Origin of the sequence: Rickettsia endosymbiont of Ceutorhynchus obstrictus (assembly GCF_964026565.1) — a bacterium.
Lineage (GTDB): Bacteria > Pseudomonadota > Alphaproteobacteria > Rickettsiales > Rickettsiaceae > Rickettsia.
The window spans coordinates 1575297-1601313 of sequence record NZ_OZ032162.1; the positions used below are offsets into that span (position 1 = coordinate 1575297).

A 26017-nucleotide genomic window follows, 5' to 3' on the forward strand; every position below is an offset into this window, starting at 1 on the left:
ATAATTGCTAAGAATTCTTGCTCCTTTTTTAGAGGCTATTTTACCATAATTAAAAATTATTTCTAAAATATAATATAAATTATATATGCTTTTCTAAAGAATTATCTCTAAACTATTTAATTCCATTAATAAATTGAGGTATAAGTTAGTATGTCGTATATAAAATATATAGTTTTATGGTTAATTATATTAACTAATGTTAATCTTTATGCTGATAGCAAAGATATAATTTCCGGCAAGGAAACTTTAAAAGTACCGGTAAGTAACGAACATCTTCGTACTCTTAATATAGCTTCTACTCTTCTTATTTCTTGTGTAGATTTTCGTCTAAAAAGTGAAACCGTTGAGTTTATGAACAAATTAAATTTACTAGAAGATTATGATGAAGTATCGCTTCCCGGCTCTTCCCTTGCTTTAGTTAACAATCAATATCTTTATTGGGGTAAAACAATTGAAGATGTTATTGAGATTTTACAAAAACTACATAATATTAAACAAGTTATCTTTCTCGATCATCGTGAATGCGGAGCGTATAAACTTCTTGTTGGAGCAGAATATCTTACAACGCCTAAAAAAGAAACAGATATACATACGGAAACTTTAAATAAAGCACGCAAAATCATTAACAAAAAATTTCCAAATTTGAAAGTCTATACTTTTTTAATGGGACTTGACGGGGTAATAGAGCAAGTTTACGATAGACCCAACTAATATATAATGAGTTATGTAACCCCAACTATGGATAAGTTGTAGCTTAAAAATTTATCCATAGTTCGCGTTATGTATGGTCATTGCCTCATTTATACGGCGTTGCTGCATGGCTCATAATTTACCGTATTATGGTTATTATAAGTACGATGTCATACCGTGGCATGACACCGAAACACTTTGCAAAAATTCGAGCCATGCAACAAAGCCTCCGGTCGCTCGCAATGACGATTCCGGTAGCCACACAACAACGCCCATTTATACTTAACTTGACAATGCCGCTCGCATAGATTATGATACGTCCGTAGAGGATTTTAATACATTATGGGCAAAAACGAAGATTTTTGCTGCGTGATTCTTTAATTCTCACCGGAGCTAGTTTCAGAATGGGGGTAGTATGTTACGTCATAACAATTTAGCAGGAACTCATAAACAAACTACACCGTTAAATAATACCAACCCAGCTTCAGAAAAGCACGTGTTAGTATCCATTATTGCGAATTCATTATTCAAAGAATCTAATATAAATAATCAAGGGACGCAGAACAATAGCGTATATTCAGAGAATAATATTACAGATGCCGATGATCATAACACAGGGTGCGGTATGTGTAACTGTCTCGGAGTTATAGCTACCGTCTGTTGTGATATTTTATTATTCCTATGTGAGTAAAAAACCTAGATATATACTATAGTAAAGTAGTTTTCATAATTGATTTCCTTATTACATTCGGGGTAAGTTGGATTGTCACGCAACTTACAGCAGCGGCATTGTTGTGTGGCTCGAATTTTTGATGTCATTCTAGCTAAAGGCGGGAATCCAGAAAAATTATAGTCATCCTGAATTTATTTCAGGATCTACTAAAAAAAGATGCTGAAACAAGTTCAGTATGACATAAGTAAGGCTAGATTCCCGCCTTTAGCTAGAATGACATACTATATTAACCGATATATTCTGCAATAACACTCAAATAATCATCTAATATCGATTGGTTTTTATTAACGAATCTTAAAGCATTTTCTTGATAACCTTTTAACTCCTTCTTATTACTCGAAGTTAAGAGATATTGCAGCTTCGCGAGTAAATCATTCTCGTCTTTAATTTGAATTGCCGATTTGTTGTTAATCGCACCACTCGCAATATCGGTGTTTTTACTCATATCAGGGCCGAATATAATACAATTAGCAAAATATGCCGCTTCTAATATGTTATGCCCGCCTTGCTTAAACGACCCGCCGATAAAAGAAATTGTCGCTAAAGAAAAAAACAACCCCATTTCACCGAATTTATCGACAATATAAAGGTCATCGCTTAAAATCGGCAAATTATTTTGTGATTTAGCGGTAATTGCTAAATTTAACAAAACACAATTATCAATTATTGACTTTACACGCTCAGGGTGACGCGGGATTAAAATAAAATAACAATCTGAAAATTGCCGTTTTAAGATTTTAAGAATAGGAAAAATTACTTTTTCATCTTCCGGATGAGTGCTGGCAAACACGATAATCCGCTTATCCTTAAGGTGCGCAGCTAATATAGCTAATTCTTTTTCATTTACCTCAAGCTTTTGATTAGCGAATTTAATGTTACCTAAATTAACTACATCGGTAACGCCTAGATCGTTAAATTTTTGTCGATCGACTTCACTTTGTACAATAATCTTACTAAAATTTTTAACGATCAAGGCGAAAAAACTTTTTCTTTTTTGCCAAGATTTAAACGATTTATCGGAAATACGCGCATTTAGTAATAATAATTTACTATATTTTGCCCCTTCGCTAATCATGCACGGCCATAATTCGGATTCTATAAAAATCCCTAAATCAGGTCGCCAATTTTTTAAAAATTTCTTAACAAAAATAATGTTATCGATCGGCAAAAATTGATGAATAGCTATATCCGGCAATTTAGCTACTAACATTCTAGCAGAGCTTGTTGTCCAAGAAGTGACTAAAAAACGTATTTGCGGAAATCGGCTATTTATGCTTCTAATTAAATTCAAAGCAGCTACCGATTCCCCGACGCTTGCCGCATGTATCCATATTAAAAACTCTTCATTACTTCTTTTTTGCCCTAAAGCAAATCGTTCTTTTAGTCGACTTATATCTTCTTTACCTATTAGCAACCGAATAAAAATTATGATAAAATATATCGGTAACAGTACAAAACTTAACAGATGATATAAATATAATATTGCCTGCAAATGAAGAATTGGTTTTTGTGGTATCATTTTCCTACTTTCTCAATGTCATTCACATATTGTATTGTTGCTCGAATCGCCTCATCACAAGCCATTGTTGGCGTTGTTGCATGGCTAATAATTTACCATGGTTATTATAAGTACAGTGTCATGCCGTGGTCAAGCCCACTACTGTACGAACGTTGAAAAAAGGCTGTGTCATGCCGTGACTTGATCACGGCATCCAGGAAAATAAAGCCATATTAGACTTATTTTAGAATCTTTTTATGATATTATAAGCTGGATTCCGTGGTCGTAGCCACGGAATGACAGAATTTTTACCTCTTTATTTAAACGTTCGTACAGTAGTGGGTCAAGCCGGCGTTGTTGCATGGCTCGATAAAAGCAGCAATATGTCATTCCCGCGCAGGCGGGAATCCAGAAAATTATAGTCATTCTGAATTTATTTCAGAATCTACTAAAAAAGATGCGCAAAACTTGTTCAGCATGACAATAAAAAGTCTGGATTCCCGCCTGCGCGGGAATGACATAAGAGAGCAGGGAATGATATCGAAAATTCGAGCCATGCAACAAAGCCTGCTATCGCTCGCAATGACGGGCGTTTTGTATTACGTAATTGAAGTACACCTCATTTCGGTAAACTCTGTGTTAAACTGCTTAGCTGCTTCTCAAGGTTAATATCGTTTTGTTCTTTATTATCTGTAAAATTTAGAGGCGAGCCGACTATGACGGTTATAGTGCCGAACGGCAGCGGCATTATTAATTTATCCCAACTTTTTAACAAAAAATATCTCGATGTATTACTAACGATCGGTATTAATTTTTTATTATATTTACGTGCAATTTCGGTAATACCGCTATTTATTTTGTAAACCGGTCCTTTGGGACCGTCCGGCGTAATTATTACATTACTGCCTTTGGATAATTTTTGAATAATTACTTTCAATGCCCCAATCGGATTTTTATTAGTAGAGCCGATTATAACACCGCAACCGAATTTGCTAACGATATTATTTAGAAATTTGCCGTCTAAATGAGGAGATATTAAAGCGTAAACATCCGTATGTCCTTTAAACATACATGGACTTAAGGCAAGCATATTATGCCAAAAAGCAAAAATTACTCCTTGCTCTGCTAAAAATTTTTTCTTATCGCTTCCTTTTGGAAATATAAATTTCCGCCTTGAAGTAAAATAAACAAATTTTAAATAACCATATAGTAAAATCGTGATTATATTAACCGCACAATTATTATTTTTTAGAAATCTTTTAAAAGCTTTTCTCATTATTTTTTATAGTTAATTCAATCCAAACGTCATTGCGAGGAGGTGCTTTAGCGCCGACGTGGCAATCCAGGAAAAAATTAGTACAAAATGCTATGTAAATTATTATTTTCCGGATTGCCGCGCTCCCTTTGGTCGCTCGCAATGACGTTTGGGTATCCACGCGGGAATGACACCGGAAGTGCTTATAATCTAAAATACTTTAATCAACTTGTTTTAGTATACTACAAGCTTTTTCTATTCTAACACATGCTTCTTTTAAATCCTCAATAGACATAGCATAAGAAATTCTAAAATACCCTTCTAAGCCGAAAGCAATCCCCGGTACTACAGCAACTTTAGCCTCTTCAAGTAAATACTTGCCTAAATCATTACTATTTTTTATGATTTTACCGGATAAAGCTTTCAATCCAAATATTTTTTCACATTTAACAAACAAATAAAACGCTCCTTCCGGTTTATAGCAACTAAAATATTTTATCCTTTCTAAAATCGATAAAGCCAAATCACGTTTTTTCTGAAAATTTAAAGCATTTTGCTTAATAAAATCTTGCGGACCGTTTAAGGCTTCGATAGCAGCCATCTGACTGATAGAACAAGGATTTGAAGTACTTTGCGATTGGATAATAGCCATTGCTTTAATTAAATCCCTAGAACCCGCGCCGTAGCCTATTCGCCAACCCGTCATCGAGTAAGCTTTGGATACGCCGTTTACGGTAAATATCCGCTCCTTTAAATCACTAGCTATTTGCGCTAAAGTATAAAATTTAAAATCGTCAAAAATAATATGCTCATAAATATCGTCCGACATTATGTTAACATGCGGATATTTTCGCAACAATTTAGCAATATTTTCCAGCTCTTCGTAAGAATAGCTAGAGCCGGTCGGATTACTTGGGGAATTAATAATCAGCCATTTAGTTTTAAGCGTAATTAACCGCTCTAACGCTTCGCTACTTAACTTAAAATTACTTTCAATTCCGCAATTAGCAAAGACGGGCTTACCTCCTGCAAGTAAGACCATATCGGGATAAGAAACCCAGTAAGGTGCCGGAATAATAACCTCATCACCGTCATTTAAAGAAGCCGTAAACAGATTATATATAACCTGCTTGCCGCCGCTACATATTATTATCTCATCAAGTTCATAATCTAAATTATTCTCACGTTTAAATTTATTTTGCACTGCTTGTTTAAGAAGCGGCATACCTTCAACATTCGTATATTTAGTAGCACCATCCCTTATTGCTTTGATTGCCGCCTCTTTAATATTATCGGGCGTATCAAAATCAGGCTCTCCCGCACCGAGTGAAATGATATCTATTCCGGCTTTTTTTAGTTCAAGCGTCTTTTTAACCACTGCCAAAGTCGGAGAAGGCTTGATAATACTTAAGCGTTTAGAAATGATGGACATAAATTAACCCCTAATTTGTTGACGGTAACATTTGTAAGATATATATTTGTATTATTAATAAATAAAATTTAGATATCATGTTTGGTAGCAAAATAACTTCTACGATAAAAGATAAGATAAAACTTTATTATTATAAAATAACAAACATCCCTAATTGGTGTAAAAATAAGATTCTAGATTCTACAAACTATTATAATGATTGTAAGCACAAACTCAGCCATTTAAAAGAAACCAATTTTGAGTTAGGAATCGATCATTTATATAAAGGAAATCTAAATGATGCAATATTAAGATTTAAATTGGTCGATAAATTTTTTGCACGTGCAGACCCTAAAATATATTATTGGCTTGCCTTAGCTTACTTTTTAAAAAATAATTATTCAACAGCTCTGGATTATGCCCAAAAATCTTCTACGGAAGATAAGACTCAACTAGGAACGTTTTTACAAAATTATAAAAATGCCAAGGAAATTCCCGGAGCGATATGGCAACAATATAGAGATTTAACGGCAAGATACTATACTAATAGTTTTCGCAATGAAAATAATATCCATCTTCCTTATAGCTTTATTCACGAAACTATAAATCAGATAACCGATTTACCCGATAATTATAATATTTTAGAATTAGGCAGTAATGTCGGACTTATAGGATATGAAATTCAAAAACGTTTTCCTGAAAGCTTTAGCTTAACCGGTGTTGAAAGCTCTACCGTCATGAATAATTTACTAAGCGTATATTATCCTAATACCGAAATTTATGATCAAGTATTTGACGTTTCAATACCGGATTTTATCAAACAAACCTCCGATAAATTTAGACCTCTTGCAGAACTCGCTTATTCTCAGGAATTTGAAGGAGACACGGAACGCAGAACCGGAGCGTACTCTAACGTACGTGAGGATGAGGGGTTAGGATCGATGTACAAATTACCAGAAGAAGTAGAGTTATCCAAGAGGTCTTTTGATGTAATATTGAGTTTTTGCGGCTTATCCTTTACTAGCGGTTTGGAAATTTATTTTGATGCTATTTATTCTTTATTAAATGAATCAGGCTATTTCGCCTTCTGTTTACCTATTGCGGCCAGTACAAGTTATTCTTTAAAACGAAAAGAATTTATTTTTAATTTAGATGAAATTATTGAAATCTTAAATACCGGCAAGTTTACTATATTAAGCTCTCAAAAATTAATACTGGCGGAAAATAATAAATATTGTATTGTAGTATGTAAAAAAACTAGCATTTAAACTATGAAGATACTAATATTACCTATCATCTTATTAATGATCGGTCTTTGTCCTTTTATCGTTCAAGCCGATCTTGAATATATTGACGATGATAAGTATAATTACAATACTACCGGTATCGGCTGCAGTCAAATTTATGATCCGTATGAAAGATTAAATCGTAAAATTTTTGCTTTTAATTCGGTGTTAGATTATTTGATTTTACGTCCCTTAGCAGTCGGTTATAAGAAAGTTACCAATAATTATACTAAAACAAGAGTTAACAGCTTTGTTAATAATATCGATACTCCTCTTACTGCCGTAAATTACGGGTTACAGTTAAATTACGATAAAACCATGAAGAGTGCTTGGAGATTTATCATTAATACGACTCTCGGCATAGGGGGGTTATTTGACGTGGCAAGCAAAGTAGGTTTACCTTCGGAGCGGCAAACTTTCGGTAATACTTTAGCACATTACGGCGTCGGTCCGGGACCTTATTTAGTATTACCCATAATCGGCAGTACTAACGCTCGCGATATGACCGATTCGATATTTACAAACTATGCACTTAATCCTATGATGTATTATACTCATAATGATTTTGATCTAACTGTTTTAGCGATTAGTAAAATAAATGACCGATATATCGCATTACCTTTTAGTGATTATATCATGAACAACTCTACCGATCCTTATATCGCTATTAGGTCGGCTCTACATCAAGCCCGTGAAGCATCGGTTCAATATCCGACAAATTTTAAATGCCCACAAGTTAAAACAAAATTTAATACAAAAAATATTAATTAAATTATAGAGGTTGCTATGAATAGAATTATTACAGCTATATTTTTATTATTTACTACTTTCTCTGCCTATTCGGACAACAGCGCGCCTGAGGGATTAAATGATTATATTACTAAGCTTGTAAGTGAAGCTTCCGGTACACTTAACGATCCAAACTTAACCCAAGACGTAAAAATTGCGAAAGCGCGCAGCTTAATTTCAAATAATTTAGATTTTGAGTGGATGGCTAATTATACGCTTGGACGTCAAGGTAGACAAGATTTATCACCTGAACAAACTAAAGAATTTGTAGGTGTCTACTCTAAATATGTTACTAAAGCTTATACGGATTTAATAAAAGACTATAAGGGTGAACAACCGAAAATAATAGGAGTTCGCCAATCAGGTTCCACCTCCACGGATTTTATAGTAACGATGAATATAGTCAGCAATACGGGACAAGAACCTATTAGAGTAGAATATTTAGTACGTCAAATAAAAAACGGCGGGAAAGATACTTTTAAAGTTTCGGATATAGTAACCGAAGGCGTGAGCCTTATCAGCGCCCAACAGCAAGAATTTACTAATACGCTACAGAATGAAGGTTTTGACAAATTAATAGAAAATTTGAAAAAACATTCTTAGTAATTAGAGGCGTTGTTGCATGGCTCGAATTTCCGATGTCATTCCCGCGCAGGCGGGAATCCGGAAGAATTATAGTCATCCTGAATTTATTTCAGGATCTATTACATGGGATACTGAAACAAGTTCAGCATGACAAAGAAAAATCTAGATTCCCGCCTGCGCGGGAATGACATCAGGGGTGTTGACCAAAAGTGCATTCCTTAAACTGCCCCCTATATAGAGGAAGGAACAACATAAATCAACTATACACAAGCTATAATTTTTTATTAGCACAAAAGAGCATTTTAGGTTTGCGTTTTTAATATCAAACCATTAATAATAAATAATATAATTAAATTTATTTTTACTATGAAAGCATTTGAGTTTGATTGTGATTTTGGCGGACAAAAATCAAAATTTAAATTTTATATCGGAACACCGGAACAAGGGCATCACCCAATACAATTTCAAGCAGATTGGTTGTCAAAAGAGCGTGGAGGTACCGTACCATCAGAAGTAATGGATGCGATTAGTAAATTAAACGATCTTTCTAAAAAAAATAATGTGCCGCTTGAAGATTTGTGTGTATATGCTCTTGGATCAGCTCAAGAAGATCAAAACGCACCACCGGAAAATATAACGGAAGATGAGGAGGAGTTAGAAGAGAATAAGGAAGGGGAATAAATAACTTATATGTCATTCCCGCGGAGGCGGGAATCCAGGAAAAAATAGTCATCCTGAACTTGTTTCAGGATCTTGTGCAAAAGATGCTGAAATAAATTCAGCATGACAAAGAAAAGCCTAGATTCCCGCCTTCGCGGGAATGATATCGAGAACTTTTCAAGAACCATGCAACAACGCTGGAATGACATCAAAAATACGAGCCATAGAATAACACTTTAGCTAGGAATAACATCAAAAATTTATTAGAGATTAAAATGAAACAATATAACGATTTTTTAAAAATTATTCATCGTGAAGGGTATATATTCATTGCAAGCTTTGCGGTAGTAAGTTTTTTATTAGCTTCTTTTAATAGTAAACTTGGCGGCATAGGGTTTATCCTAACTGCTTGGTGTATATATTTTTTCCGTAACCCCGACCGCTACGTTCCTATAAATGATGACTTAATAGTAAGCCCGGCCGACGGAATAGTTCAAGAAATAAAAGAAGCTATACCGCCGGCAGAATTAGGTCTTGGCGACGAAGAAATGATAAGAGTTAGTATTTTTCTTAATATTTTTAATGTGCATGTTAATAGGGTACCTGCTAGCGGAAAAATTTTATCGCTGCATTACAATCCGGGGAAGTTTTTTAATGCTTCGCTCGATAAGGCAAGTATTTATAATGAACGTCAATCGGTGTTAATGGAAACTAATACCGGTCAGAAAATAGCTTTTGTACAGATAGCAGGATTAATAGCTAGAAGAATAGTATGCGATTTAGAAGAAGGTACCGAGGTTAAAGCAGGAGAGCGATACGGTATAATTCGTTTCGGCAGTAGAGCGGATATTTATTTACCGTTAAAAACAGCCTTATTTGTTACAAAGGGTCAAACCGCTATCGGCGGCGAAACTATCATCGCCGATTTTGGTCGTAAAAAAATAGCGGAATTTAAGTTTGAGAGGAGATAACGTCATTGCGAAGCCACGAAGTGGCTGTGGCAATCCAGGCTATCCCGAATGTAATGAGGGATTTAATAGAATGCTAAACATAGTTTAGCATAAAAATATGTTTATACTTGATTGCCGCGTCGGCATAAATGCCTCCTCGCAATGACGATCCGCGAGTGTTGTTGCGGGGTTCGTAATTTACCGTATTATGGTTATTACAAGTATGTTGTCATACCGTGGCTTGACACCGACATTTTGCAAAAATTCGAGCCATGCAACAACGCCCGCCTTTAGCTAGAATGACATAGATCACGGAAATGACCTCAGAATTTGATCGATATTATTATTTGAGTATATAAATTGTTAAAAATACGTAAAGCTATAATAAATAAGCCTATTCCCTTTATAAAATTAATTCCTAACTTTATTACCTTATTAGGGCTTATTACCGGTATGAGTTCTTTGAGATTTGCCTTAGACGGTAGATGGGAAATCGCCGTATATTGTATTATAGTCGCGGCAATTCTTGACGGCATTGACGGCAGGGTTGCAAGAATGCTAAACGCTACCAGCCCTTTCGGTGCCGAACTTGATTCATTATGTGATTTTGCCAATTTCGGTATAGCTCCCGCATATCTAATATATTTATGGTCTTTTCAGCAATATGAGTATAAAGTGTTTTCATGGGCAGTGATGCTACTATTTATCGTATGCATGGCACTACGTCTTGCACGTTTTAACATTAGTATTTTTCAGCCGAAGCAAGATAGAGCGGAATATTTTTTTACCGGTGTACCTGCCCCTTGCGGCGCGTTACTTGCTTTAATGCCGGTGATGTTAGATTTTGAAATTAGTACTTTACTAAATATAAATATTCGCGTTCACACTATAACCATTAATATCTATTTAGCTATAATAGCTTTTTTACTTGCTAGTAGGTTACCGACTATTTCAACAAAAAATTTAAATATAAAACCGGAATATTTATCCCTTGCAATGATTTTATTTGCAATCATTATTATAAACCTTATCATATATCCATGGTATTCGTTACCGTTAATAGCGATTATATATATTCTTTCTATACCTGCTTGCTATTTTCTCAAGCAAAAACTCGGTAGTAAATAACTATGCTTAATGTAACTCAAAATATTGAGAAATATAAAACTCATCCTTTAGCTAAATATTTGTTAGCGATAATTATAATAGCATTAATTAGTGCCGGTTACGGTATTTATGTCTGGGTCAATACGCAATCTACCGATAATGCTTATATTGATGCCGATATATCAAATGTAAGTTCCGAGATTAACGGCGTCTTAACTAACTTATTAATCTCTAATAACGCAAGAGTTAACAAGGGTGATTTGATTGGTGAAATTGACGATAGAGATTATAAGGCGCGCCTTAATGCGTTAGACGCCTCTATTAATGCCTCGCTAAAAAATATAGAAATTATCGATCAGAAAACTTTAATAGGGCAAATTAAATTAGAACAAGCAGAAGAAAAATTAAGTTTAGCGAAAATAAGCTTTGAGATTATTTCCACCGATTTTGCTAGAACTAAAGAGTTAAATAAAGAAAAATTTGCCAGTAGCAAAGCCTTGGATGATTCAAAGAATCTATTTGCAAAAGCAAAAACCGACTATAATCAAGCTAAATTAGATTTACAGATTGCTAAGCAAAATTTGCTACTATTAAGCCTTGAGAAGTCGGCAGAAGAAGAAAACCTAAAAGAATTGACGGAGAATAAAAAAATCACCGAGAGGAGTCTGCAAAATACTAAAATTATTGCGCCCGTGAGCGGTATATTTAGTAATAGCAGTTTAGAAGTCGGGAATTATATAGTTTCCGGTAGAATATTATTTTCTATCGTCCAAGATAAAACAATGTATATCCAAGCTAATTTTAAAGAAACACAAATAGAAAAATTCCGCCCCGGTTTAAAAGTAAAAATACAATTTGATTCTCTACCGAAAAAAGTAATATACGGCAAAATTCGTAATATCTCACCGGCAACCGGTTCAAAATTTACTCTAATTCCGCCTGATAATGCCACGGGCAACTTTACTAAAATCGTTCAGCGCGTACCGGTTTTAATAGATTTTGAAGTCCCCAGTAATGCTAATCTAATACCGGGTATGTCTACTATCGTTTCAATTAGAACCGATCAGAAAAAATAACTACTCTCTCAATATTTTACTTCTTAATTCCCTCTTACGAGGCGTTGTTGCATGGCTCAAATTTTCGATGTCATTCTAGCTAAAGGCGGGAATGACATAAGAGAGCAGGGAATGACATCACAAATTCGAGCCATGCAACAACGCCCGCAAATGCTCGCCATGACGATTCCGGTAGTCATGCAACAACGCTCTCTTACAACTAAAATTATTAACTAATGCTAGTAATTAAGATTAGTAATATTGCTAAAAGATTATTGGATTTGTACCTCATTCATGTTAATATAATTTACGAATAAACTTATTTTACGGTATTAACATGAATTTAAAAACTCTTCTCTTACTACTCACTAGTTTAACCTGTTCTGTAAGCTACGCTACTTCTACTAATCCCCCTGCTGCACCGACAGCGGCGGCAGTTCCTTCTTCTACCCCTCAATCCGATAGTAACGCACCTATTGCGGCAATGGCCGATCTTAGTTTTGTTAATGCTTGGGCAAGGCCTGCAACAAGTACGGCAGGTAAAATTAATAATTCCGCTATGTATTTAGTAATTAAAAATGATAGCGGTGCTAATTATAATTTAATAAACGTATCGTCGGATATCGCCAATAAAGTAGAACTTCACCAAACTTTTACCGATGAAAAAGGAATTAGTAAAATGGTAAAACTAGATAATCTTTTAATTCCTACGAAAACTAGCGTAGAGCTTAAGCCCGGCGGCGCGCATATAATGCTGTATGATTTAAAACAATCTTTAAAGGAAGGAGACGAATTTAAAGTATATTTGTTCTTTGATGACACCTCTATGAAAACAATTAAAGTAAAAGTAGCAAATAATGCTCCGACTCAATAACTAAAAAACTGAATTTGGGTTTTTAAGATATAGTAGCTTATGATTTTTGTGGAAGAAGAAAATAAAAAAGCCTAAAATCGTCATTGCGAGGAGGCATTGCCCGCATGGATACCCTAAACGTCATTGCGAGCGACTAGAAGCATTGTTGCATGGTTCGATAAAAGAAGCAGTATGTCATTCCTGCTGCCCCTTATGTCATTCCCGCGAAAGCGGGAATCCAGGCTAAAAAGCCTTAGCTTGTAAGGCTTTTTTCTATATAATTGTAAGTTATCGTTACATCTTTAGTTTAATTTTTCTGGATTCCTGCCTTTAGCTAGAATGACATAAGGCACTTTTTTAGAGCCATGCAACAATGCCGGTCAAGCCACGGTATGACACCGAACGCTTTGCAAAAATTCGAGCCATGCAACAAGACCCGTGGCAATGCCCGCGTGGATCAAAAATTAATAAAAAACTCGTCATTGCGAAGCCACGAAGTGGCTGCGGCAATCCAGGCTATCCCGAATGTAATGAGGGATTTAATCTAAATTCTTTTCTCTAATCTTTTTAAAAAAACTTTTCATCAATATTTTTGACTCTAGGGCGAGTATATCACCGTATATTTCCGGTCTATGAAAACAAGCTTTACTATTAAAAAAGCGTAAATTACTCTCAATAGCTCCCTGTTTAGGATCGTTTGCGCCGTAAAATAAACGACTTAATCTGCTATGCGCTATTGCACTAGCACACATTGCACACGGCTCTAAAGTAACATATATATCATGATCTATTAGATTTTTACTAGTCAAAATTCGGCATGCCTTATTAATTGCAATAATTTCGGCATGAAAAAGCGCATTATTTTTTTCTTCGGTAATATTATGAGCTACCGCAATAATTTTTTGATTTAACCGATTAACTATAACCGCACCAACCGGAATTTCGTTTTTGCCGAAAGCGAGCCTAGCTTGCTTTAGTGCTTCTTGCATAAAGAAATTATTTAATCTCATCACGATAATTAACTTGCTCTTCTAGGCCGTAAGGGTCTTGATGAATTATTATCTCGGCACCGGGAAATTCTTTTAATATTTCAAGAAGAATTTCATCGCTAATTTCATGCGCATTATGTAGCGATATATTACCGTCCATCTCTAAATGACACTGGATAAAAGGTTTGTGTGCTGCATATCTAGTTTTCATATCATGCATCCCTCTTATTTTTTTATGCTTATTAACTATCTCAATGATTTTTCGCCTATCTTCCTCCGGTAATTCTTGATCAATCAAATTCTTAAAAGCTTTTTTAAATAAGGAATAAGAAGCATAAAATATATATAGTGATATAGCAACGCCGAATAACGGGTCAATAAACCAAAAACGACCGCTTAAATTTATAGATATTATTACTAAAATATTTGTCAGCAAATCAGTGAAATAATGTAATTTATCGACTTTAATAATTTCCGAATGAGTTTTTTTTATTACATATGTTTGATAAAGCACTAATATCACGGTAAGAAATATACATAAATACATTACGTTAGTGCCGTGCGCAATATTTTCAGGGTAACTGCCGTCCGCTAAAGATTTAAATGAGGAAAAGCTGGTAAAAAGAGCCGAAGCAAAAAAGAACATCGATTGTGAAAAAATTGTTAAATCCTGCACTTTTCCGTGACCGAATCGATGATAATAATCCGGAGGTTGAAAAGCGAATCGTATTGCAATTAAATTAACGAAGGAAGATGAAATATCAAGCATTGAATCAATCAAAGAGGCAAGCATTGATTGCGAATTTGTTATAAACCAGCCGTAAGTTTTAATAATTAAGATAATCGCAGCTATCGTAAATGATAAATAAGACGCCGATTTTATTAAATTATTCTGCTTAATAGTATTCATAAAATATTTTGATTGTTTTGCGGTATAAAGTTAAGTAACATAATTGTTATGTAGTTTAGCTAAAAAAATATAAAATTCAATTATATTAGAGTAGATAATTATATTCAGCTTTACAAAAATACTTTTATAAGATAACTTTCAAACTTATATTTTACAATAGGCGATTTATATGAAATTAATATCTAAATTTATTGTTATTATCTTAGCATGTGGGATGTTACAAGCTTGCTCCGGACCAGGCGGCATGAATAAACAAGGTAGCGGTACGTTAATCGGCGGAGCAACCGGTGCTTTACTAGGAGCTCAATTCGGTAAAGGTACAGGAGCATTATTTGCCACCGGCGCAGGTGCGTTAATCGGTGCATTAATAGGCGGTCAAATCGGTGCCGGAATGGATGAGCAAGATAGAAAACTTGCGGAACTCAGTTCTCAAAGAGCTTTAGAAGCCGCACCTACCGGCAATACCGTAGAGTGGCGTAATCCTGATAACGGTCACCGTGGTTCCATTACACCTACCAGTACTTTTAAAAATGATCACGGTCAATATTGCCGCGAATATACTCACACGGTCGTAATAGGCGGACAGCAGCAAAAAGCTTACGGAAAAGCATGTCGTAAACCCGACGGACAATGGGAAGTCGTGAATTAGAGTATCGAAACGTCATTGCGTGTAGACAATGGTCTTGTTGCATGGCTCGAATTTTTGCAAAGTGTTTCGGTGTCATGCCGTGGCCTGACCCACTACTGTACGAACGTTTAAATAAAGAGGTAAAAATTCTGTCATTCCGTGGCTACGACCACGGAATCCAGCTTATAATATCATAAAAAGATTCTAAAATAAGTCTAATATGGCTTTATTTTCCTGGATGCCGTGATCAAGTCACGGCATGACACAGCCTTTTTTCAACGTTCGTACAGTAGTGGGCGTGACCACGGCATCCAGTCTTTTTATTAAGGTTTTTCCGGATACCGTGGGAGGGGCCACGGTATGACACCGTACTTATAATAACCATAATACGGTAAATTATTAGCCATGCAACAACGCCAATCCCTCCTCGCAATGACGCTCTACCTATACTAATAACATGGCACAACTTAAAAAAAACCAAAAGGAGTAAATAAATATGACTTTTGAATTAATAAGTACGGCATTTAATAATAAAGAACGCATTCCCGATAAATTCACCTGTAAAGGCGAAAATATTTCCCCTGCTTTAGAATGGAAAAATGCGCCGTTAGGTACAAAATCTTTTGCTTTAATTATGGATGATCCCGATGCTCCTATTGAAATAGCCCCGCCTATAGGGGTGTGGGATCACTGGATAATTTATAATATTCCGGCATCTATATTAAAATTGTCGGAAGGAAAAATAGATGCCGCTATTAAAACGCTTAATAACAGTTGGAAAGAAAAGCAATACGGCGGTCCTTGCCCTCCTCCCGGAAAAGCACATCGTTACTTTTTTAAATTATATGCCTTAAAAGCTTATCTTGAGCTTGACGAAAATGCTAGCAAGCAGGATTTATTATCAGCAATAGAAGAGCATATTTTAGGAAAAACCGAATTGATCGGCATCTATTCTATCGATAAATGAATAGGTGTCATTCCGTGGTTTGATCGGCGTTGTTGCATGGCTCGAATTTTTGCACAGCAATTCGGTGTCATACCGTGGCATGACACCATACTTGTAATAACCGTAATACAGTAAATTATGAGCCGCAACAACGCCTAAAAACGGCAATCCAGCCTTTACTTTGTCATGCTGAAGCAAATTCAACATCTCTTTAGTGTTCTACTTTTTATACTTCTTTCTAACCGATAACTAACTTTGAGTAGTATAAAAAGATTGTACTTTATTCAACAAATTATTATAATGATGCGGATATAAATAAAATTCAAAGAATAAAATGATTGTTTGGGGATGGAGTACAAGGGAAATTGGTACCAAAAAGATAGATGGAGCTTGTAAAACTTGTAATGCTAACCAGCTTTACTTGGTAGGATTACAGCGTACATTTAATCTTTTTTGGATTCCTGTTGTACCTCTTAATAAAATCACTTATGTATCTTGCTTATCTTGTGGATCTGAATATCACATCACAGCAGATTTACGAAAAATACAACGAAACGATTTAAATTTTAAAACTCCTTGGTGGTTTTTTTCCGGTCTTATTATTATTATAGTTATTATATTGTTTAGTATTTTTGATAGTAGTAAAAACGCAAAAAATATTCAAACCTTTAAAAACAATCCTCAAGCAGGAAGTTATTTTACATTTAAGATTCCGCATGATGAGGATTTCAAAAGTACACCGTTTACTTTAGGAAAAATTGAAGAGATAAAAGATAATAAAATATTAGTACGTTTTGCCAACTATGCTTACTCTCGAGATTACAAGGCAAAACAAGCTGCAAAGGATTCTAAGAATAATGCCGACAAGGAGCTAACTCCGGAAATTATTGAATTCAACATGCAGGATTTTCAGAAAATAGATATTCAAGAGGTGATAGGTAATTAATTTGATTATCATTTAATTCTCTGGATATCCATGACGAATGACATTGGGAACGTGTTTATCGATCCCCACCACATTAATAATATAAAATAACATACTTACCTTGGAAAATCCTTTAATAGAATTTCGTAATGTATCTAAGAAATTCGGTAATAAGTTACCGATCAATAATATTAGTTTTACTATAAAAAGAAATAATATTACTACCTTAATAGGTCCAAACGGTGCCGGTAAAACTACTATAGTCCGACTAATACTGGGCTTAGAAAAGCCAAGTAGCGGCGAAATAATAATTAACTCTAAATTAAAAATCGCCAAATTAAAAATCGGTTACGTCCCGCAAAAATTTAATCTGAGTACTTCTTTACCGATTACGGTCAAAAATTTTCTAGATTTATTAGCACCGAATAATAAAAATAATAAACTGAAAGAAATTATTACTTTTATTAATTTAGAGAAATTAAAAGAGCATGATATCTCAGAGCTTTCTATGGGGCAATTCCAAAAATTGGTTTTAGCGAGTGCTATACTTAGCAAGCCGGATTTAATTATCTTAGATGAACCTATCCAATCTCTTGACGTTGCAAGCCAACAAGAATTTTATCAGATCATTAACCACATCAAAAAAAATTTTGATATTACGGTTTTTATGATTTCGCACGATTTGTTTACCGTGATGAAAAACTCCGATCAAGTAATATGTTTAAACGGGCATATATGTTGTAGCGGGGTGCCGAATGAATTAACGCCTAATTCAGATTTTTCTAATGTACTTTCTTCGTTAGGATTTTATACTCATCACCACGATCATAAACATTAACCTAGCTACTCATGAAAAATATTTTTCTGCAATCATTAACCTTAGAGAATTATCGTAATTTTCGGCATTTTGAGGTTAAGACAGATAACAAAGCTATAATATTAATCGGCGAGAACGGGAGCGGCAAAACCAGCATTTTAGAAGCGATATCGCTACTTTATCCCGGAAGAGGGTTACGCTCTGCAAAATTCGCTGATATCTGTAAAAGCTGCGAAGATTATTGTATCATTCGTGCATTATTGCAAAGCAAGCTGGGACCGGCTGAGATTACCACGCATTTTAAACGTAGCTCCAATAAACGGCTTACCGAATTTAACGGCGCCAAAATACCGAATACCGAACTAAGTAAATTTACTAGTATGGTATGGCTGACGCCGCAAATGGAAGGTATATTTTCGGCGGGAGCTAGTGACAGAAGAAAATTTTTTGATAGAATTGTTTATAATTTCGATCCAAACCATGCGGGTTTAGTTAGTAAATACGAATATTATATGCAAGAGCGCAATAAAATCCTTATAGAAAATTATATAGATGAGAATTGGTCTAAAGTGATTGAGGAAAAAATGGCGGAGCTCTCTGCTCAAATCGCTTCTAACCGACTCAAAACTTTAAAATATATGCAACAAGCAATCGATGAGCTTGATAACGAGTTTCCTAAAGCCGACTTAGCTATTGACGGGGTAGTAGAGCAAAAAATATTAGCAGGAGAAAAGGAAATAGCGGGGTTCATAACCGATGAGCTTTACAGCACACGCAGTAAAGATAAATTAATCGGACGCACTAGTTTCGGGGTGCATAAAAGCGATATTATAATTAAGCACAAGAAAAAAAATATTTTAGCAAAACTTTGTTCTACGGGTGAGCAGAAAGCAATATTAATTGCTATAATGCTGGCGGAAGTTAATTATTTTATTAAGTCTAATCAAGCAACTCCCATTTTATTATTAGACGAGGTTTTTGTTCATCTTGATGACAAAAGACGAGAATATTTAACGGAGTTTTTCATAACCGTCGGTTTACAATTATGGATTACCGCAACCGACCTTCAGGGTATAGAAAGCCTTGCTAACCATGCTCAGTTAATAGAGTTATAAAATCCTTGCTTAATTTCTCCAAATTTCTTAAAATTGATTTTTTTATTAAGGACAAATATGACCCAACAAAACAATAAAATATCTTATGACGAAGTTCCGTACTCCCCGTTTTCTTTTGGCTATACCACCCCTGAACATTTAAGAACTATCGGGTTGTTATTCGGGTTAAATCCCCCGGAGGTAAAAACCGCAAGAATATTGGATATAGGTTGTGGGGTCGGGAGTAATATGTTCAATTTTGCCGAAACTTATCCTAAATCTTATTCCCTCGGTATTGATTTATCAAAAAAACAAATAGAACAGGGGCTTAAAGCAGTTGATGATTTAAAGCTTAAAAATATTGATTTAAAACATTTATCCATAATGGATATTGATGAGTCTTTAGGTAAATTTGATTATATAATCTGTCACGGGGTATTTTCTTGGGTGCCGGACGCGGTAAAAGAAAAAATTCTTGAAGTTGCAAATAAATTACTAAATCGAAACGGCATTGCTTTTGTCAGTTATAATACTTTGCCCGGTTGGAATATGCAAAGAACCATTAGAGAAATGATGATGTTCCACTCGGAAATTTTTCAAAATAATAATGATAAATTACAACAAGCAAAATTATTGTTAAGCTTTATTAATGAGTCGTTAGACAAATCGCCCTCTTCATATTCTAAATTCTTGCAAGATGAAGCAAAAATTTTAGCTTTATATGATGATTCATATCTGTTGCATGAGTATTTAGGTGAAGAAAATACCGGCTTTTATTTTTATCAATTTATGGATATGGCAAGGAAGCATCAGCTTAATTATCTTGGTGATACTTCACCTTCCTCGATGTTTATCGGTAATTTACCGATAAAGGCAGCAGAGCAATTACAAACTATTAATGATATAGTCCGTACCGAGCAATATATGGATTTTATTACTAACCGCAAGTTTCGCTCTACTTTGTTATGCCATAATGAGGCAGCTATAAATAGAAATATTGAATTTAATAAATTAAAAGGTTTCTACACCACCTTCAATGTTAGACCGGTAACTAATCGGAATGATATTGATCTCTCTAACGCGCAGGAAAATATTAGCTTCTATTACGAGAATTTACCGGAGCCTTTTATCTCAACCGCTTCGCCGGTTATGAAAGCTATTTTATATGTCTATAGCGAAAATATCGGTAATCCGATGAGTCTGGAGCGAGTTGCCGAAGCAGCATTTAAAAAACTCGGAAAATTTCAATTAACGGATTTTCTAGCAGCATTAGAAGCAAATTTTATTAAACTTATATTCCAAGATTTCGTAAAAATATATGCCGAGAAGCCGAATGCTATAGCAAGTATTACCGCAAAACCGAAAGTTAGCGAGCTTATGAGATATCAGGTAAAACATGCAAATTTCAATAATGCTAATAAGCTAATAAGCGTCACTAATCGGCTTAATAATATGATAGGTATACAAATACAAGAAAAATGTATTTTGGAATTATTAGACGGTACTAATTCTCTCGAGAATATTGAGGAAAAAATTCTTAAAAAATTTATTTCTAAAGAATTAACGGCTCTTGATGAAAAGGCACAGCCGGTAACAGATGAAGCATTACTTAAAGAATTTGTTAAGCATTTTGTTACTCTAACGTTAGAAAAATTTAGAATTAATTATTTTCTGATTGGGTAAAGATTATAGAGGAGCGGTAAGGTAACGCCGCAATCGGCGTTGTTGCATGGCTCGAATTTTCGATGTCATTCCCTGCTCTCTTATGTCATTCCCGCGTAGGCGGGAATCTAGAAAAAAGCACTTTTTAGGTCATCCTGAATTTATTTCAGGATATTGTTCAATAGATGCTGAAACAAGTTCAGCATGACAAAGAAAAGGCTGGATTCCCGTTTTCACGGGAATGACATCGAACACGCTTTAACCTATTCATGCAACACAGCCATCCTAACTTTGCATTAATACTATACTTAATTCGTTATTTTCCACTGTTACTTTAACAGCCATACCGCCGCTTACCTCACCGCTAAGAATCATTTTAGCCAGATTATTTTGTAATTCTCGCTGGATAAGACGCTTTAACGGGCGCGCGCCAAACATCGGATCATAACCTTTTTCAGCTAAATAATTTAAAGCCGACTCGTCAAATTCCAAAGTTATATTTTGTTGCAATAAAATTTTTTTCAAATTTTCCAACTGGATTTTAACTATATCGTGAATATTATCGCGGTTTAACCTATGAAATAATATAATTTCGTCTAACCTATTTAAGAATTCCGGTTTAAATACGGCTCTTACATATTCCATAACTTGATCTTTTACTTTATAGGTGTCTTCTCCTTCTTGCTGATTAATTAATATCTCAGCACCAAGATTGGACGTTAAAACTATAATAGTATTTTTAAAATCAACAGTTATACCTTGGCTATCGGTAAGCCTTCCCTCGTCGAGTATTTGCAGCATAATATTAAAAATATCCGGATGGGCTTTCTCAACTTCATCAAACAATATTACCTGATAAGGACGTCGCCGCACCGCTTCGGTCAATACTCCCCCTTGATCATAACCGATATAACCCGGAGGCGCACCGATCAACCGCGAAATAGCATGCTTCTCCATATATTCCGACATGTCAATACGCAAAATTGCGTTACGATCATCAAAGAGAAAATAGGCAAGCGCCTTAGTCAACTCGGTTTTACCGACGCCTGTAGGACCGAGAAATAAAAACGAACCTAAGGGGCGGTTAACATCCTGAATACCGGCACGTGATCTACGTACCGCGTCGCTAACGCCTTTTATTGCCTCATCCTGCCCTATTACCGACTCCCTTAATTTTTGCTCCGTAACAAGTAATCGCTCGCGTTCACTCGATAGCATTGTGTCGATAGGAATACCGGTAATTTTGGAAATAATATTTGCTATATCACTCTCTAATACTACTTCTTTTAAAACATTTTTTCCGCCGTTTAACTCTATTTCTTTAATCTTTTTTGTCAGCTCAGGGATAATACCGTATTTTAATTCACTTGCTTTAGTTAAATTTGTACTTCTCTCGGCACGTTCTAGTTCTCCTTTTGCTTTTTCTAGCTCCTCTTTTAATTTTTGCTCAAGCTGCATTTTTGCCTTTTCCGCTTGCCATTTTGTACTCATATCGTAAGAAACCGCTTCGAGTTTATTTAATTCTTCCGTTAAATGAGCGATTTTCTTTCTAGAATGCTCATCATTTTCTTTATTTAAAGCGGCAAGTTCCATTTTTATTTGAATAATACGACGGTCAAGCTCGTCTAGCTCCTCAGGTTTGCTTGATAATTCAATCTTTAACCTACTACAAGCCTCATCTATCAAATCAATTGCTTTGTCGGGTAAATAACGATCGGTAATATATCGATTTGATAAGGTAGCCGCCGCCACTATCGCGCTATCGGCAATTCTAACGGCATGATGTAGCTCATATTTTTCCTTAATACCTCGAAGTATCGAAATAGTATCTTCGACCGTCGGCTCGCTAATATAAACGGGCTGGAACCTCCTAGCAAGTGCTGCGTCTTTCTCTATATATTTACGATATTCATCCAAAGTAGTGGCGCCTATACAATGTAATTCACCTCTCGCAAGCATCGGTTTTAAGAGATTAGACGCATCCATTGCACCGTCGGTTTTACCGGTACCGACTAGCAAATGCAACTCATCGATAAATAAAATAATCTCACCGCCTGCTTCTTTAATCTCTCTAAGCACTGCTTTAAGACGCTCCTCAAATTCTCCGCGATATTTAGCACCGGCGATAAGCGCACCCATATCTAACTCAATAATACGGCAATTAACTAAAGTTTCCGGTACGTCTTTACTAAAAATTCTTTGAGCTAGCCCTTCAATTATAGCGGTTTTACCTACTCCGGGTTCGCCGATGAGAACAGGGTTATTTTTCATCCTGCGAGATAATACTTGCACCGTTCTTCTAATCTCCTCATCCCTGCCGATTATTGGGTCTAACTTACCGCTTTCGGCAAGCTCGGTAACGTCTCTGCCGTATTTTTTAAGAGCATCGTAACTATTTTCCGCTGATTCGGTATCGGCTTTTTTACCCTTTCTGAGCTGTAAAATTGCCGCAGCAATTTTTTTATTAGTGATAGAAGCGATTGTTAAAATCTTGCCTGCCGCCCCGTTATCATACGATAAGGATTCAAAAATTCGCTCAATCGTGACAAAATTATCACCGTTATCTTTGGCAAGGCTAGTAGCTTTTTCTAGGCATTTCAGGCTTTCGGCAGCGAAATAAAGCTGTCCTCCCCCCTCTACTTGAATTTTAGGAACTTTATTTAGCTCTAATTGTAAATTATCGTTAAGATTATTTAAATTACCGCCGATAATATTAATAAGACCGGCAATAATTCCTGTATCTTCATTTAAAAGAGCCGCTAATATATGCAGCGGCAACACTTGTTGATGATCGTTTTTGGCGGCTACTGCTTGACTACCGGCAATTATATTTTTAGCATGTGCAGTAAATTTATCAATGTTCATATGAATAATATTATCAAGTTAAAATGATTAAACATTTTTCAGTGGATTATTTTTATATAATTATTTTAAACTAGAAATACAAGACATAGGGAAACTAAATCATGGCACTATCATTAAAAGAACGATTTGATAACGATAAAGACTTTTTGATAAAACAAACAAATGAGTTTTTAATAGGTAATAAACAAGAACCTTTACAAACGAATAGAGATGAAATTATCAAGGCAGTTAAAGAAAGAAATTTTACTGATGCATTACAAAAATTAGAAATTTTACGGGAAGAAAAAACCGGTATTCAGCTTACTAAAATTGATCCTCTACTAGAAGGTACAACACCGGTAATAATTCGTGATGCACGAAAGGCTAAAGATCCTCGTATACTTGCTACTGAAGGCTACGAGATGCAATATTTAAATGCTGTAAGAGCGGCCATTGATATTGCTAAAATCGAAGGAAAGCCTGAGCTTGAAGAGCAGCTAAAAAATGAAGCAGTTACATTTATTGAAAACTTCAACAAGAAGAATGAAAATAAATCTCAGGAAGAAATTTCTATTAACGTCAAAAATAAAATTAATGATATAGCCGTAATTCTGGAAGAAAATGGTATTAAACAAATACATAAAAAACTTAATGTTGCTAAGGATTTTCAGAATCTTAATGATGAACATTGTAATATAGTTACTGTCTCAAATGTTAAAGATAAGCAAGGTAAAGAGCATATTGTTATCGAAGCAGAAGCAGCATTAAAGGGATTAACAATCGAGCAAAAAGCAGAATATGAAAAAATAAAAACGGAAAATAAACCTAAATGGTTTACCGCAATGAAGGATTGGGAAAGTAAATTAGTAGAAAGATATGCCGATAAAATAGTACAAGGAGATCATGTTATTTCTACCCAATTACGGCAAATAGTCGGTATGAAAAATGCTTTTGAAAAAATTACTGCAATAGCTGACTCAAATGGTGAAAATTTTAAAGTATTACACAATTCTAAACATGCAGGAACATTGGCCTCTATCTCTCATGATACAAATTCAAGACAAGAAATTACTGATTTAAACTCTAAACAAGCTCAGGAATGGATGGGCAAAGATCATATTCTTCATGCTAATACTTTAAATAGCGGTACTGCAAATTTTAAAACACCGCATAAAGATGCGAAGCTTGTGATTCTTACCAAAAGAGCCATGGATCATGTAGGCGGACATCACACTAACACAGCCTTTAATAAATTTAGAAAAATTGCTGCCTTTAATAATTTTGACGGAGCAAAACAACAGCTTAATGATATTGCTAATAATTTACCGGAAGAAGGCAATTTTAAGAGTATTAAAACTCATTTAAAACCTAGAGGAAAATTGGCAAGGTTATTTGGTATTAATAAACCCAAAGATGATTTGACAACAATGTTAAATACAGAAGTAAACGCAGGTAGATTATCTCTTGAAGCTCATAAAATATTAACAGACGCTGCCGATTTAAGAAAAGATGTAGAAAAAGCCGACGTTGCTTTTTTTAGAGGAGCAGATAAAGAAAATATAAGTAGCGATATTTCAAGAAAGCTTAATTTCGTAAGTACAGGAATCACAAACTCTAAAGATTTTGTTTTTAGAAAGGTCCCAAAGCATGAGGTACTTACCATGTGTGCAAGCGGCAAAGATCGCACAGGGCTTGCGGAGCATGATCAAACTAGCAGTGCCGTAGCTGCTAAATTAGGAATACAGGTTACTGATGTTGATAAACAACTTCTAAAAGCATGGCATACTGCCGGTCAAGCCGGAGGGGTTTATGCCGGCGGAGCAACTGTTGGTTGCTACGGTACATTACAAGTAACCAGTGAAGGATTCCCGGAAACAAGAAAGGAAGCTCTGCAAACTATAGTAGAGCCGACAGGGGCTAATAATAAAATCAAGAAACTTAAAAAAGATGAGATTATTAATGAAAAGCAGGAGCAGAAAAAAGCTGAAGAAACTCCTAATATGTATAAAGATGAAAGATATAATACATTACCGCCTAGACAGCAGGTGAGAGATCAATTTGTTACGGAAGCAGGTGTAGAGGCTTTATCAACTGAGCAAAGTAAAAACAAACCGCTAAATGTAAGCAAAAGTCAACAAAAAACGATTACACCTAAGCAGGAAATCACAAAAATAGATACGCCTCCTCCTACACCAACCCATGCACATGAGGCTCACAAAAAATGGGAAAGATAACTAAAGCAACAATATAATACTCTTAATTGAGCTTTAAAAATTAGCATTCAGGTTTATAAGTTAGAGCAATTAAATAGGATAAATGAAACAGTTTAC

The 26017-nt window shown here is 35.2% G+C and carries 35 protein-coding genes; 26 read left to right on the forward strand and 9 right to left on the reverse strand.

What is annotated here, in order from left to right:
* The first annotated feature begins 150 nt into the window (after positions 1-150).
* The 3 genes from AAGD64_RS09065 to AAGD64_RS09075 all read left to right on the forward strand — a co-directional run bounded on the left by AAGD64_RS09065 (position 151) and on the right by AAGD64_RS09075 (position 1381).
* On the forward strand, positions 151-711 hold the full coding sequence (locus tag AAGD64_RS09065; protein WP_341793175.1) for a carbonic anhydrase: 561 nt from the start codon (positions 151-153) through the stop codon (positions 709-711).
* Between the two features lie 106 nt (positions 712-817).
* The gene (locus tag AAGD64_RS09070; RefSeq protein ID WP_341793176.1) at positions 818-976 is read left to right on the forward strand and encodes a hypothetical protein; all 159 of its coding nucleotides are present in this window, start codon (positions 818-820) and stop codon (positions 974-976) included.
* Between the two features lie 129 nt (positions 977-1105).
* Positions 1106-1381, forward strand: a complete 276-nt coding sequence (locus AAGD64_RS09075) for a hypothetical protein (protein WP_341793177.1) — start codon at positions 1106-1108, stop codon at positions 1379-1381.
* Positions 1382-1649: 268 nt separating this feature from the next.
* On the opposite strand, the gene waaA is transcribed toward AAGD64_RS09075, so the two are convergent.
* Positions 1650-2906, reverse strand: coding sequence for a lipid IV(A) 3-deoxy-D-manno-octulosonic acid transferase (gene waaA, locus AAGD64_RS09080; RefSeq protein ID WP_341794197.1), 1257 nt, complete (start codon positions 2904-2906; stop codon positions 1650-1652).
* 9 nt (positions 2907-2915) lie between these two features.
* Between waaA and AAGD64_RS09085 the strand changes: the two genes are divergently transcribed.
* Entirely contained in the window at positions 2916-3098 is a 183-nt protein-coding gene (locus AAGD64_RS09085) for a hypothetical protein (RefSeq protein WP_341793178.1), read from the forward strand.
* Between the two features lie 180 nt (positions 3099-3278).
* Positions 3279-3590, forward strand: coding sequence for a hypothetical protein (locus tag AAGD64_RS09090; protein ID WP_341793179.1), 312 nt, complete (start codon positions 3279-3281; stop codon positions 3588-3590).
* Here the strand turns inward: AAGD64_RS09090 and AAGD64_RS09095 are convergent.
* From AAGD64_RS09095 to AAGD64_RS09105, 3 genes are read right to left on the reverse strand one after another with little or no spacing between them, the layout of a single operon-like run.
* Complete coding sequence (locus AAGD64_RS09095; protein WP_341793180.1) at positions 3541-4197, reverse strand: lysophospholipid acyltransferase family protein; 657 nt, start codon at positions 4195-4197, stop codon at positions 3541-3543. The two genes, AAGD64_RS09090 and AAGD64_RS09095, sit on opposite strands and share 50 nt — an antisense overlap.
* The gene (locus AAGD64_RS09100; RefSeq protein ID WP_341793181.1) at positions 4181-4357 is read right to left on the reverse strand and encodes a hypothetical protein; all 177 of its coding nucleotides are present in this window, start codon (positions 4355-4357) and stop codon (positions 4181-4183) included. Before AAGD64_RS09100 ends, AAGD64_RS09095 begins: the two co-directional genes overlap by 17 nt.
* A 39-nt stretch (positions 4358-4396) precedes the next feature.
* Positions 4397-5608 carry a pyridoxal phosphate-dependent aminotransferase gene (locus tag AAGD64_RS09105; protein WP_341793182.1) on the reverse strand — a complete coding sequence of 404 codons (1212 nt, stop codon included), beginning with the start codon at positions 5606-5608 and terminating at the stop codon, positions 4397-4399.
* Positions 5609-5685: 77 nt separating this feature from the next.
* Here AAGD64_RS09105 and AAGD64_RS09110 point away from each other — a divergent pair, with 77 nt between their 5' ends.
* The 12 genes from AAGD64_RS09110 (at position 5686) to AAGD64_RS09165 (ending at position 13420) form a co-directional block, all read left to right on the forward strand.
* Positions 5686-6855 (forward strand): palindromic element RPE1 domain-containing protein, encoded by a 1170-nt coding sequence (locus AAGD64_RS09110; protein WP_341793183.1) that lies wholly within the window; start codon positions 5686-5688, stop codon positions 6853-6855.
* A 3-nt stretch (positions 6856-6858) separates the two neighbouring features.
* Entirely contained in the window at positions 6859-7644 is a 786-nt protein-coding gene (locus tag AAGD64_RS09115; RefSeq protein ID WP_341793184.1) for a VacJ family lipoprotein, read from the forward strand.
* A gap of 15 nt (positions 7645-7659) precedes the next feature.
* Positions 7660-8265 carry an ABC transporter substrate-binding protein gene (locus AAGD64_RS09120; RefSeq protein WP_341793185.1) on the forward strand — a complete coding sequence of 202 codons (606 nt, stop codon included), beginning with the start codon at positions 7660-7662 and terminating at the stop codon, positions 8263-8265.
* A 348-nt stretch (positions 8266-8613) separates the two neighbouring features.
* The gene (locus tag AAGD64_RS09125; protein WP_341793186.1) at positions 8614-8928 is read left to right on the forward strand and encodes a DUF2610 domain-containing protein; all 315 of its coding nucleotides are present in this window, start codon (positions 8614-8616) and stop codon (positions 8926-8928) included.
* Positions 8929-9182: 254 nt separating this feature from the next.
* Positions 9183-9878, forward strand: coding sequence for a phosphatidylserine decarboxylase (locus tag AAGD64_RS09130; protein WP_341793187.1), 696 nt, complete (start codon positions 9183-9185; stop codon positions 9876-9878).
* Between the two features lie 111 nt (positions 9879-9989).
* Positions 9990-10151, forward strand: coding sequence for a hypothetical protein (locus AAGD64_RS09135; protein WP_341793188.1), 162 nt, complete (start codon positions 9990-9992; stop codon positions 10149-10151).
* Between the two features lie 66 nt (positions 10152-10217).
* Positions 10218-10985, forward strand: coding sequence for a CDP-diacylglycerol--serine O-phosphatidyltransferase (gene pssA / locus AAGD64_RS09140; RefSeq protein ID WP_341793189.1), 768 nt, complete (start codon positions 10218-10220; stop codon positions 10983-10985).
* A gap of 2 nt (positions 10986-10987) precedes the next feature.
* Positions 10988-12040, forward strand: coding sequence for an HlyD family secretion protein (locus tag AAGD64_RS09145; protein WP_341793190.1), 1053 nt, complete (start codon positions 10988-10990; stop codon positions 12038-12040).
* A 51-nt stretch (positions 12041-12091) separates the two neighbouring features.
* Positions 12092-12256, forward strand: a complete 165-nt coding sequence (locus AAGD64_RS09150; protein WP_341793191.1) for a hypothetical protein — start codon at positions 12092-12094, stop codon at positions 12254-12256.
* A gap of 100 nt (positions 12257-12356) precedes the next feature.
* On the forward strand, positions 12357-12893 hold the full coding sequence (locus AAGD64_RS09155) for a copper chaperone PCu(A)C (RefSeq protein WP_341793192.1): 537 nt from the start codon (positions 12357-12359) through the stop codon (positions 12891-12893).
* Between the two features lie 46 nt (positions 12894-12939).
* Positions 12940-13119, forward strand: a complete 180-nt coding sequence (locus AAGD64_RS09160; protein ID WP_341793193.1) for a hypothetical protein — start codon at positions 12940-12942, stop codon at positions 13117-13119.
* 118 nt (positions 13120-13237) lie between these two features.
* Positions 13238-13420: a hypothetical protein gene (locus tag AAGD64_RS09165; RefSeq protein ID WP_341793194.1), complete on the forward strand. Its 183-nt coding sequence runs from the start codon at positions 13238-13240 to the stop codon at positions 13418-13420.
* Here the strand turns inward: AAGD64_RS09165 and AAGD64_RS09170 are convergent.
* Both AAGD64_RS09170 and AAGD64_RS09175 read right to left on the reverse strand, forming a co-directional pair.
* Positions 13412-13882 carry a nucleoside deaminase gene (locus AAGD64_RS09170; RefSeq protein WP_253310103.1) on the reverse strand — a complete coding sequence of 157 codons (471 nt, stop codon included), beginning with the start codon at positions 13880-13882 and terminating at the stop codon, positions 13412-13414. The two genes, AAGD64_RS09165 and AAGD64_RS09170, sit on opposite strands and share 9 nt — an antisense overlap.
* The gene (locus tag AAGD64_RS09175) at positions 13869-14771 is read right to left on the reverse strand and encodes a cation diffusion facilitator family transporter (RefSeq protein WP_341793195.1); all 903 of its coding nucleotides are present in this window, start codon (positions 14769-14771) and stop codon (positions 13869-13871) included. Before AAGD64_RS09175 ends, AAGD64_RS09170 begins: the two co-directional genes overlap by 14 nt.
* Before the next feature lie 169 nt (positions 14772-14940).
* Between AAGD64_RS09175 and AAGD64_RS09180 the strand changes: the two genes are divergently transcribed.
* The gene (locus AAGD64_RS09180; RefSeq protein ID WP_253308403.1) at positions 14941-15420 is read left to right on the forward strand and encodes an RT0821/Lpp0805 family surface protein; all 480 of its coding nucleotides are present in this window, start codon (positions 14941-14943) and stop codon (positions 15418-15420) included.
* Between the two features lie 41 nt (positions 15421-15461).
* Positions 15462-15596, forward strand: coding sequence for a hypothetical protein (locus AAGD64_RS09185; protein ID WP_341793196.1), 135 nt, complete (start codon positions 15462-15464; stop codon positions 15594-15596).
* Between the two features lie 50 nt (positions 15597-15646).
* Here AAGD64_RS09185 and AAGD64_RS09190 read toward each other — a convergent pair whose 3' ends face one another.
* Positions 15647-15880 carry a hypothetical protein gene (locus tag AAGD64_RS09190; protein WP_341793197.1) on the reverse strand — a complete coding sequence of 78 codons (234 nt, stop codon included), beginning with the start codon at positions 15878-15880 and terminating at the stop codon, positions 15647-15649.
* 15 nt (positions 15881-15895) lie between these two features.
* On the opposite strand from AAGD64_RS09190, the gene AAGD64_RS09195 reads away from it, so the two are divergent.
* Positions 15896-16366: a YbhB/YbcL family Raf kinase inhibitor-like protein gene (locus tag AAGD64_RS09195; protein WP_341793198.1), complete on the forward strand. Its 471-nt coding sequence runs from the start codon at positions 15896-15898 to the stop codon at positions 16364-16366.
* Here AAGD64_RS09195 and AAGD64_RS09200 read toward each other — a convergent pair.
* Entirely contained in the window at positions 16322-16552 is a 231-nt protein-coding gene (locus AAGD64_RS09200) for a hypothetical protein (RefSeq protein WP_341793199.1), read from the reverse strand. The genes AAGD64_RS09195 and AAGD64_RS09200 overlap by 45 nt on opposite strands.
* A gap of 127 nt (positions 16553-16679) precedes the next feature.
* Here AAGD64_RS09200 and AAGD64_RS09205 point away from each other — a divergent pair, with 127 nt between their 5' ends.
* The 5 genes from AAGD64_RS09205 (at position 16680) to AAGD64_RS09225 (ending at position 21051) form a co-directional block, all read left to right on the forward strand.
* On the forward strand, positions 16680-17291 hold the full coding sequence (locus AAGD64_RS09205; protein ID WP_341793200.1) for a hypothetical protein: 612 nt from the start codon (positions 16680-16682) through the stop codon (positions 17289-17291).
* Positions 17292-17391: 100 nt separating this feature from the next.
* Positions 17392-18108: a metal ABC transporter ATP-binding protein gene (locus AAGD64_RS09210; protein ID WP_253308400.1), complete on the forward strand. Its 717-nt coding sequence runs from the start codon at positions 17392-17394 to the stop codon at positions 18106-18108.
* Positions 18109-18119: 11 nt separating this feature from the next.
* A complete protein-coding gene (recF, locus tag AAGD64_RS09215) occupies positions 18120-19202 on the forward strand; it encodes a DNA replication/repair protein RecF (RefSeq protein WP_341793201.1) in 1083 nt (360 codons plus the stop codon).
* A 57-nt stretch (positions 19203-19259) separates the two neighbouring features.
* Positions 19260-20864 carry a class I SAM-dependent methyltransferase gene (locus AAGD64_RS09220; protein ID WP_341793202.1) on the forward strand — a complete coding sequence of 535 codons (1605 nt, stop codon included), beginning with the start codon at positions 19260-19262 and terminating at the stop codon, positions 20862-20864.
* A 46-nt stretch (positions 20865-20910) separates the two neighbouring features.
* Positions 20911-21051: a hypothetical protein gene (locus tag AAGD64_RS09225; RefSeq protein ID WP_341793203.1), complete on the forward strand. Its 141-nt coding sequence runs from the start codon at positions 20911-20913 to the stop codon at positions 21049-21051.
* A 77-nt stretch (positions 21052-21128) separates the two neighbouring features.
* Here the strand turns inward: AAGD64_RS09225 and clpB are convergent, their stop codons facing one another.
* Positions 21129-23708, reverse strand: a complete 2580-nt coding sequence (gene clpB / locus AAGD64_RS09230) for an ATP-dependent chaperone ClpB (protein WP_341793204.1) — start codon at positions 23706-23708, stop codon at positions 21129-21131.
* Between the two features lie 101 nt (positions 23709-23809).
* On the opposite strand from clpB, the gene AAGD64_RS09235 reads away from it, so the two are divergent.
* On the forward strand, positions 23810-25921 hold the full coding sequence (locus tag AAGD64_RS09235; protein WP_341793205.1) for a hypothetical protein: 2112 nt from the start codon (positions 23810-23812) through the stop codon (positions 25919-25921).
* Positions 25922-26017 lie beyond the last annotated feature (96 nt).

Bases quoted from the DNA above. Each gene is read 5' to 3' on its own strand.
- AAGD64_RS09175 (WP_341793195.1), bottom strand. From the start codon at position 14,771: ATGAATACTATTAAGCAGAATAATTTAATAAAATCGGCGTCTTATTTA.
- AAGD64_RS09150 (WP_341793191.1), top strand. From the start codon at position 12,092: ATGGCTCAAATTTTCGATGTCATTCTAGCTAAAGGCGGGAATGACATA.
- AAGD64_RS09220 (WP_341793202.1), top strand. From the start codon at position 19,260: ATGACCCAACAAAACAATAAAATATCTTATGACGAAGTTCCGTACTCC.
- AAGD64_RS09165 (WP_341793194.1), top strand. From the start codon at position 13,238: ATGCAACAATGCCGGTCAAGCCACGGTATGACACCGAACGCTTTGCAA.
- AAGD64_RS09205 (WP_341793200.1), top strand. From the start codon at position 16,680: ATGATTGTTTGGGGATGGAGTACAAGGGAAATTGGTACCAAAAAGATA.
- AAGD64_RS09125 (WP_341793186.1), top strand. From the start codon at position 8,614: ATGAAAGCATTTGAGTTTGATTGTGATTTTGGCGGACAAAAATCAAAA.
- AAGD64_RS09225 (WP_341793203.1), top strand. From the start codon at position 20,911: ATGGCTCGAATTTTCGATGTCATTCCCTGCTCTCTTATGTCATTCCCG.
- AAGD64_RS09130 (WP_341793187.1), top strand. From the start codon at position 9,183: ATGAAACAATATAACGATTTTTTAAAAATTATTCATCGTGAAGGGTAT.
- AAGD64_RS09085 (WP_341793178.1), top strand. From the start codon at position 2,916: ATGAAGAATTGGTTTTTGTGGTATCATTTTCCTACTTTCTCAATGTCA.
- AAGD64_RS09155 (WP_341793192.1), top strand. From the start codon at position 12,357: ATGAATTTAAAAACTCTTCTCTTACTACTCACTAGTTTAACCTGTTCT.
- AAGD64_RS09075 (WP_341793177.1), top strand. From the start codon at position 1,106: ATGTTACGTCATAACAATTTAGCAGGAACTCATAAACAAACTACACCG.
- AAGD64_RS09145 (WP_341793190.1), top strand. From the start codon at position 10,988: ATGCTTAATGTAACTCAAAATATTGAGAAATATAAAACTCATCCTTTA.
- AAGD64_RS09185 (WP_341793196.1), top strand. From the start codon at position 15,462: ATGGCTCGAATTTTTGCAAAGTGTTTCGGTGTCATGCCGTGGCCTGAC.
- AAGD64_RS09120 (WP_341793185.1), top strand. From the start codon at position 7,660: ATGAATAGAATTATTACAGCTATATTTTTATTATTTACTACTTTCTCT.
- recF (WP_341793201.1), top strand. From the start codon at position 18,120: ATGAAAAATATTTTTCTGCAATCATTAACCTTAGAGAATTATCGTAAT.
- clpB (WP_341793204.1), bottom strand. From the start codon at position 23,708: ATGAACATTGATAAATTTACTGCACATGCTAAAAATATAATTGCCGGT.
- AAGD64_RS09180 (WP_253308403.1), top strand. From the start codon at position 14,941: ATGAAATTAATATCTAAATTTATTGTTATTATCTTAGCATGTGGGATG.
- AAGD64_RS09095 (WP_341793180.1), bottom strand. From the start codon at position 4,197: ATGAGAAAAGCTTTTAAAAGATTTCTAAAAAATAATAATTGTGCGGTT.
- AAGD64_RS09195 (WP_341793198.1), top strand. From the start codon at position 15,896: ATGACTTTTGAATTAATAAGTACGGCATTTAATAATAAAGAACGCATT.
- AAGD64_RS09070 (WP_341793176.1), top strand. From the start codon at position 818: ATGGCTCATAATTTACCGTATTATGGTTATTATAAGTACGATGTCATA.
- AAGD64_RS09110 (WP_341793183.1), top strand. From the start codon at position 5,686: ATGTTTGGTAGCAAAATAACTTCTACGATAAAAGATAAGATAAAACTT.
- AAGD64_RS09105 (WP_341793182.1), bottom strand. From the start codon at position 5,608: ATGTCCATCATTTCTAAACGCTTAAGTATTATCAAGCCTTCTCCGACT.
- AAGD64_RS09065 (WP_341793175.1), top strand. From the start codon at position 151: ATGTCGTATATAAAATATATAGTTTTATGGTTAATTATATTAACTAAT.
- AAGD64_RS09200 (WP_341793199.1), bottom strand. From the start codon at position 16,552: ATGTTGAATTTGCTTCAGCATGACAAAGTAAAGGCTGGATTGCCGTTT.
- AAGD64_RS09115 (WP_341793184.1), top strand. From the start codon at position 6,859: ATGAAGATACTAATATTACCTATCATCTTATTAATGATCGGTCTTTGT.
- AAGD64_RS09170 (WP_253310103.1), bottom strand. From the start codon at position 13,882: ATGAGATTAAATAATTTCTTTATGCAAGAAGCACTAAAGCAAGCTAGG.
- AAGD64_RS09235 (WP_341793205.1), top strand. From the start codon at position 23,810: ATGGCACTATCATTAAAAGAACGATTTGATAACGATAAAGACTTTTTG.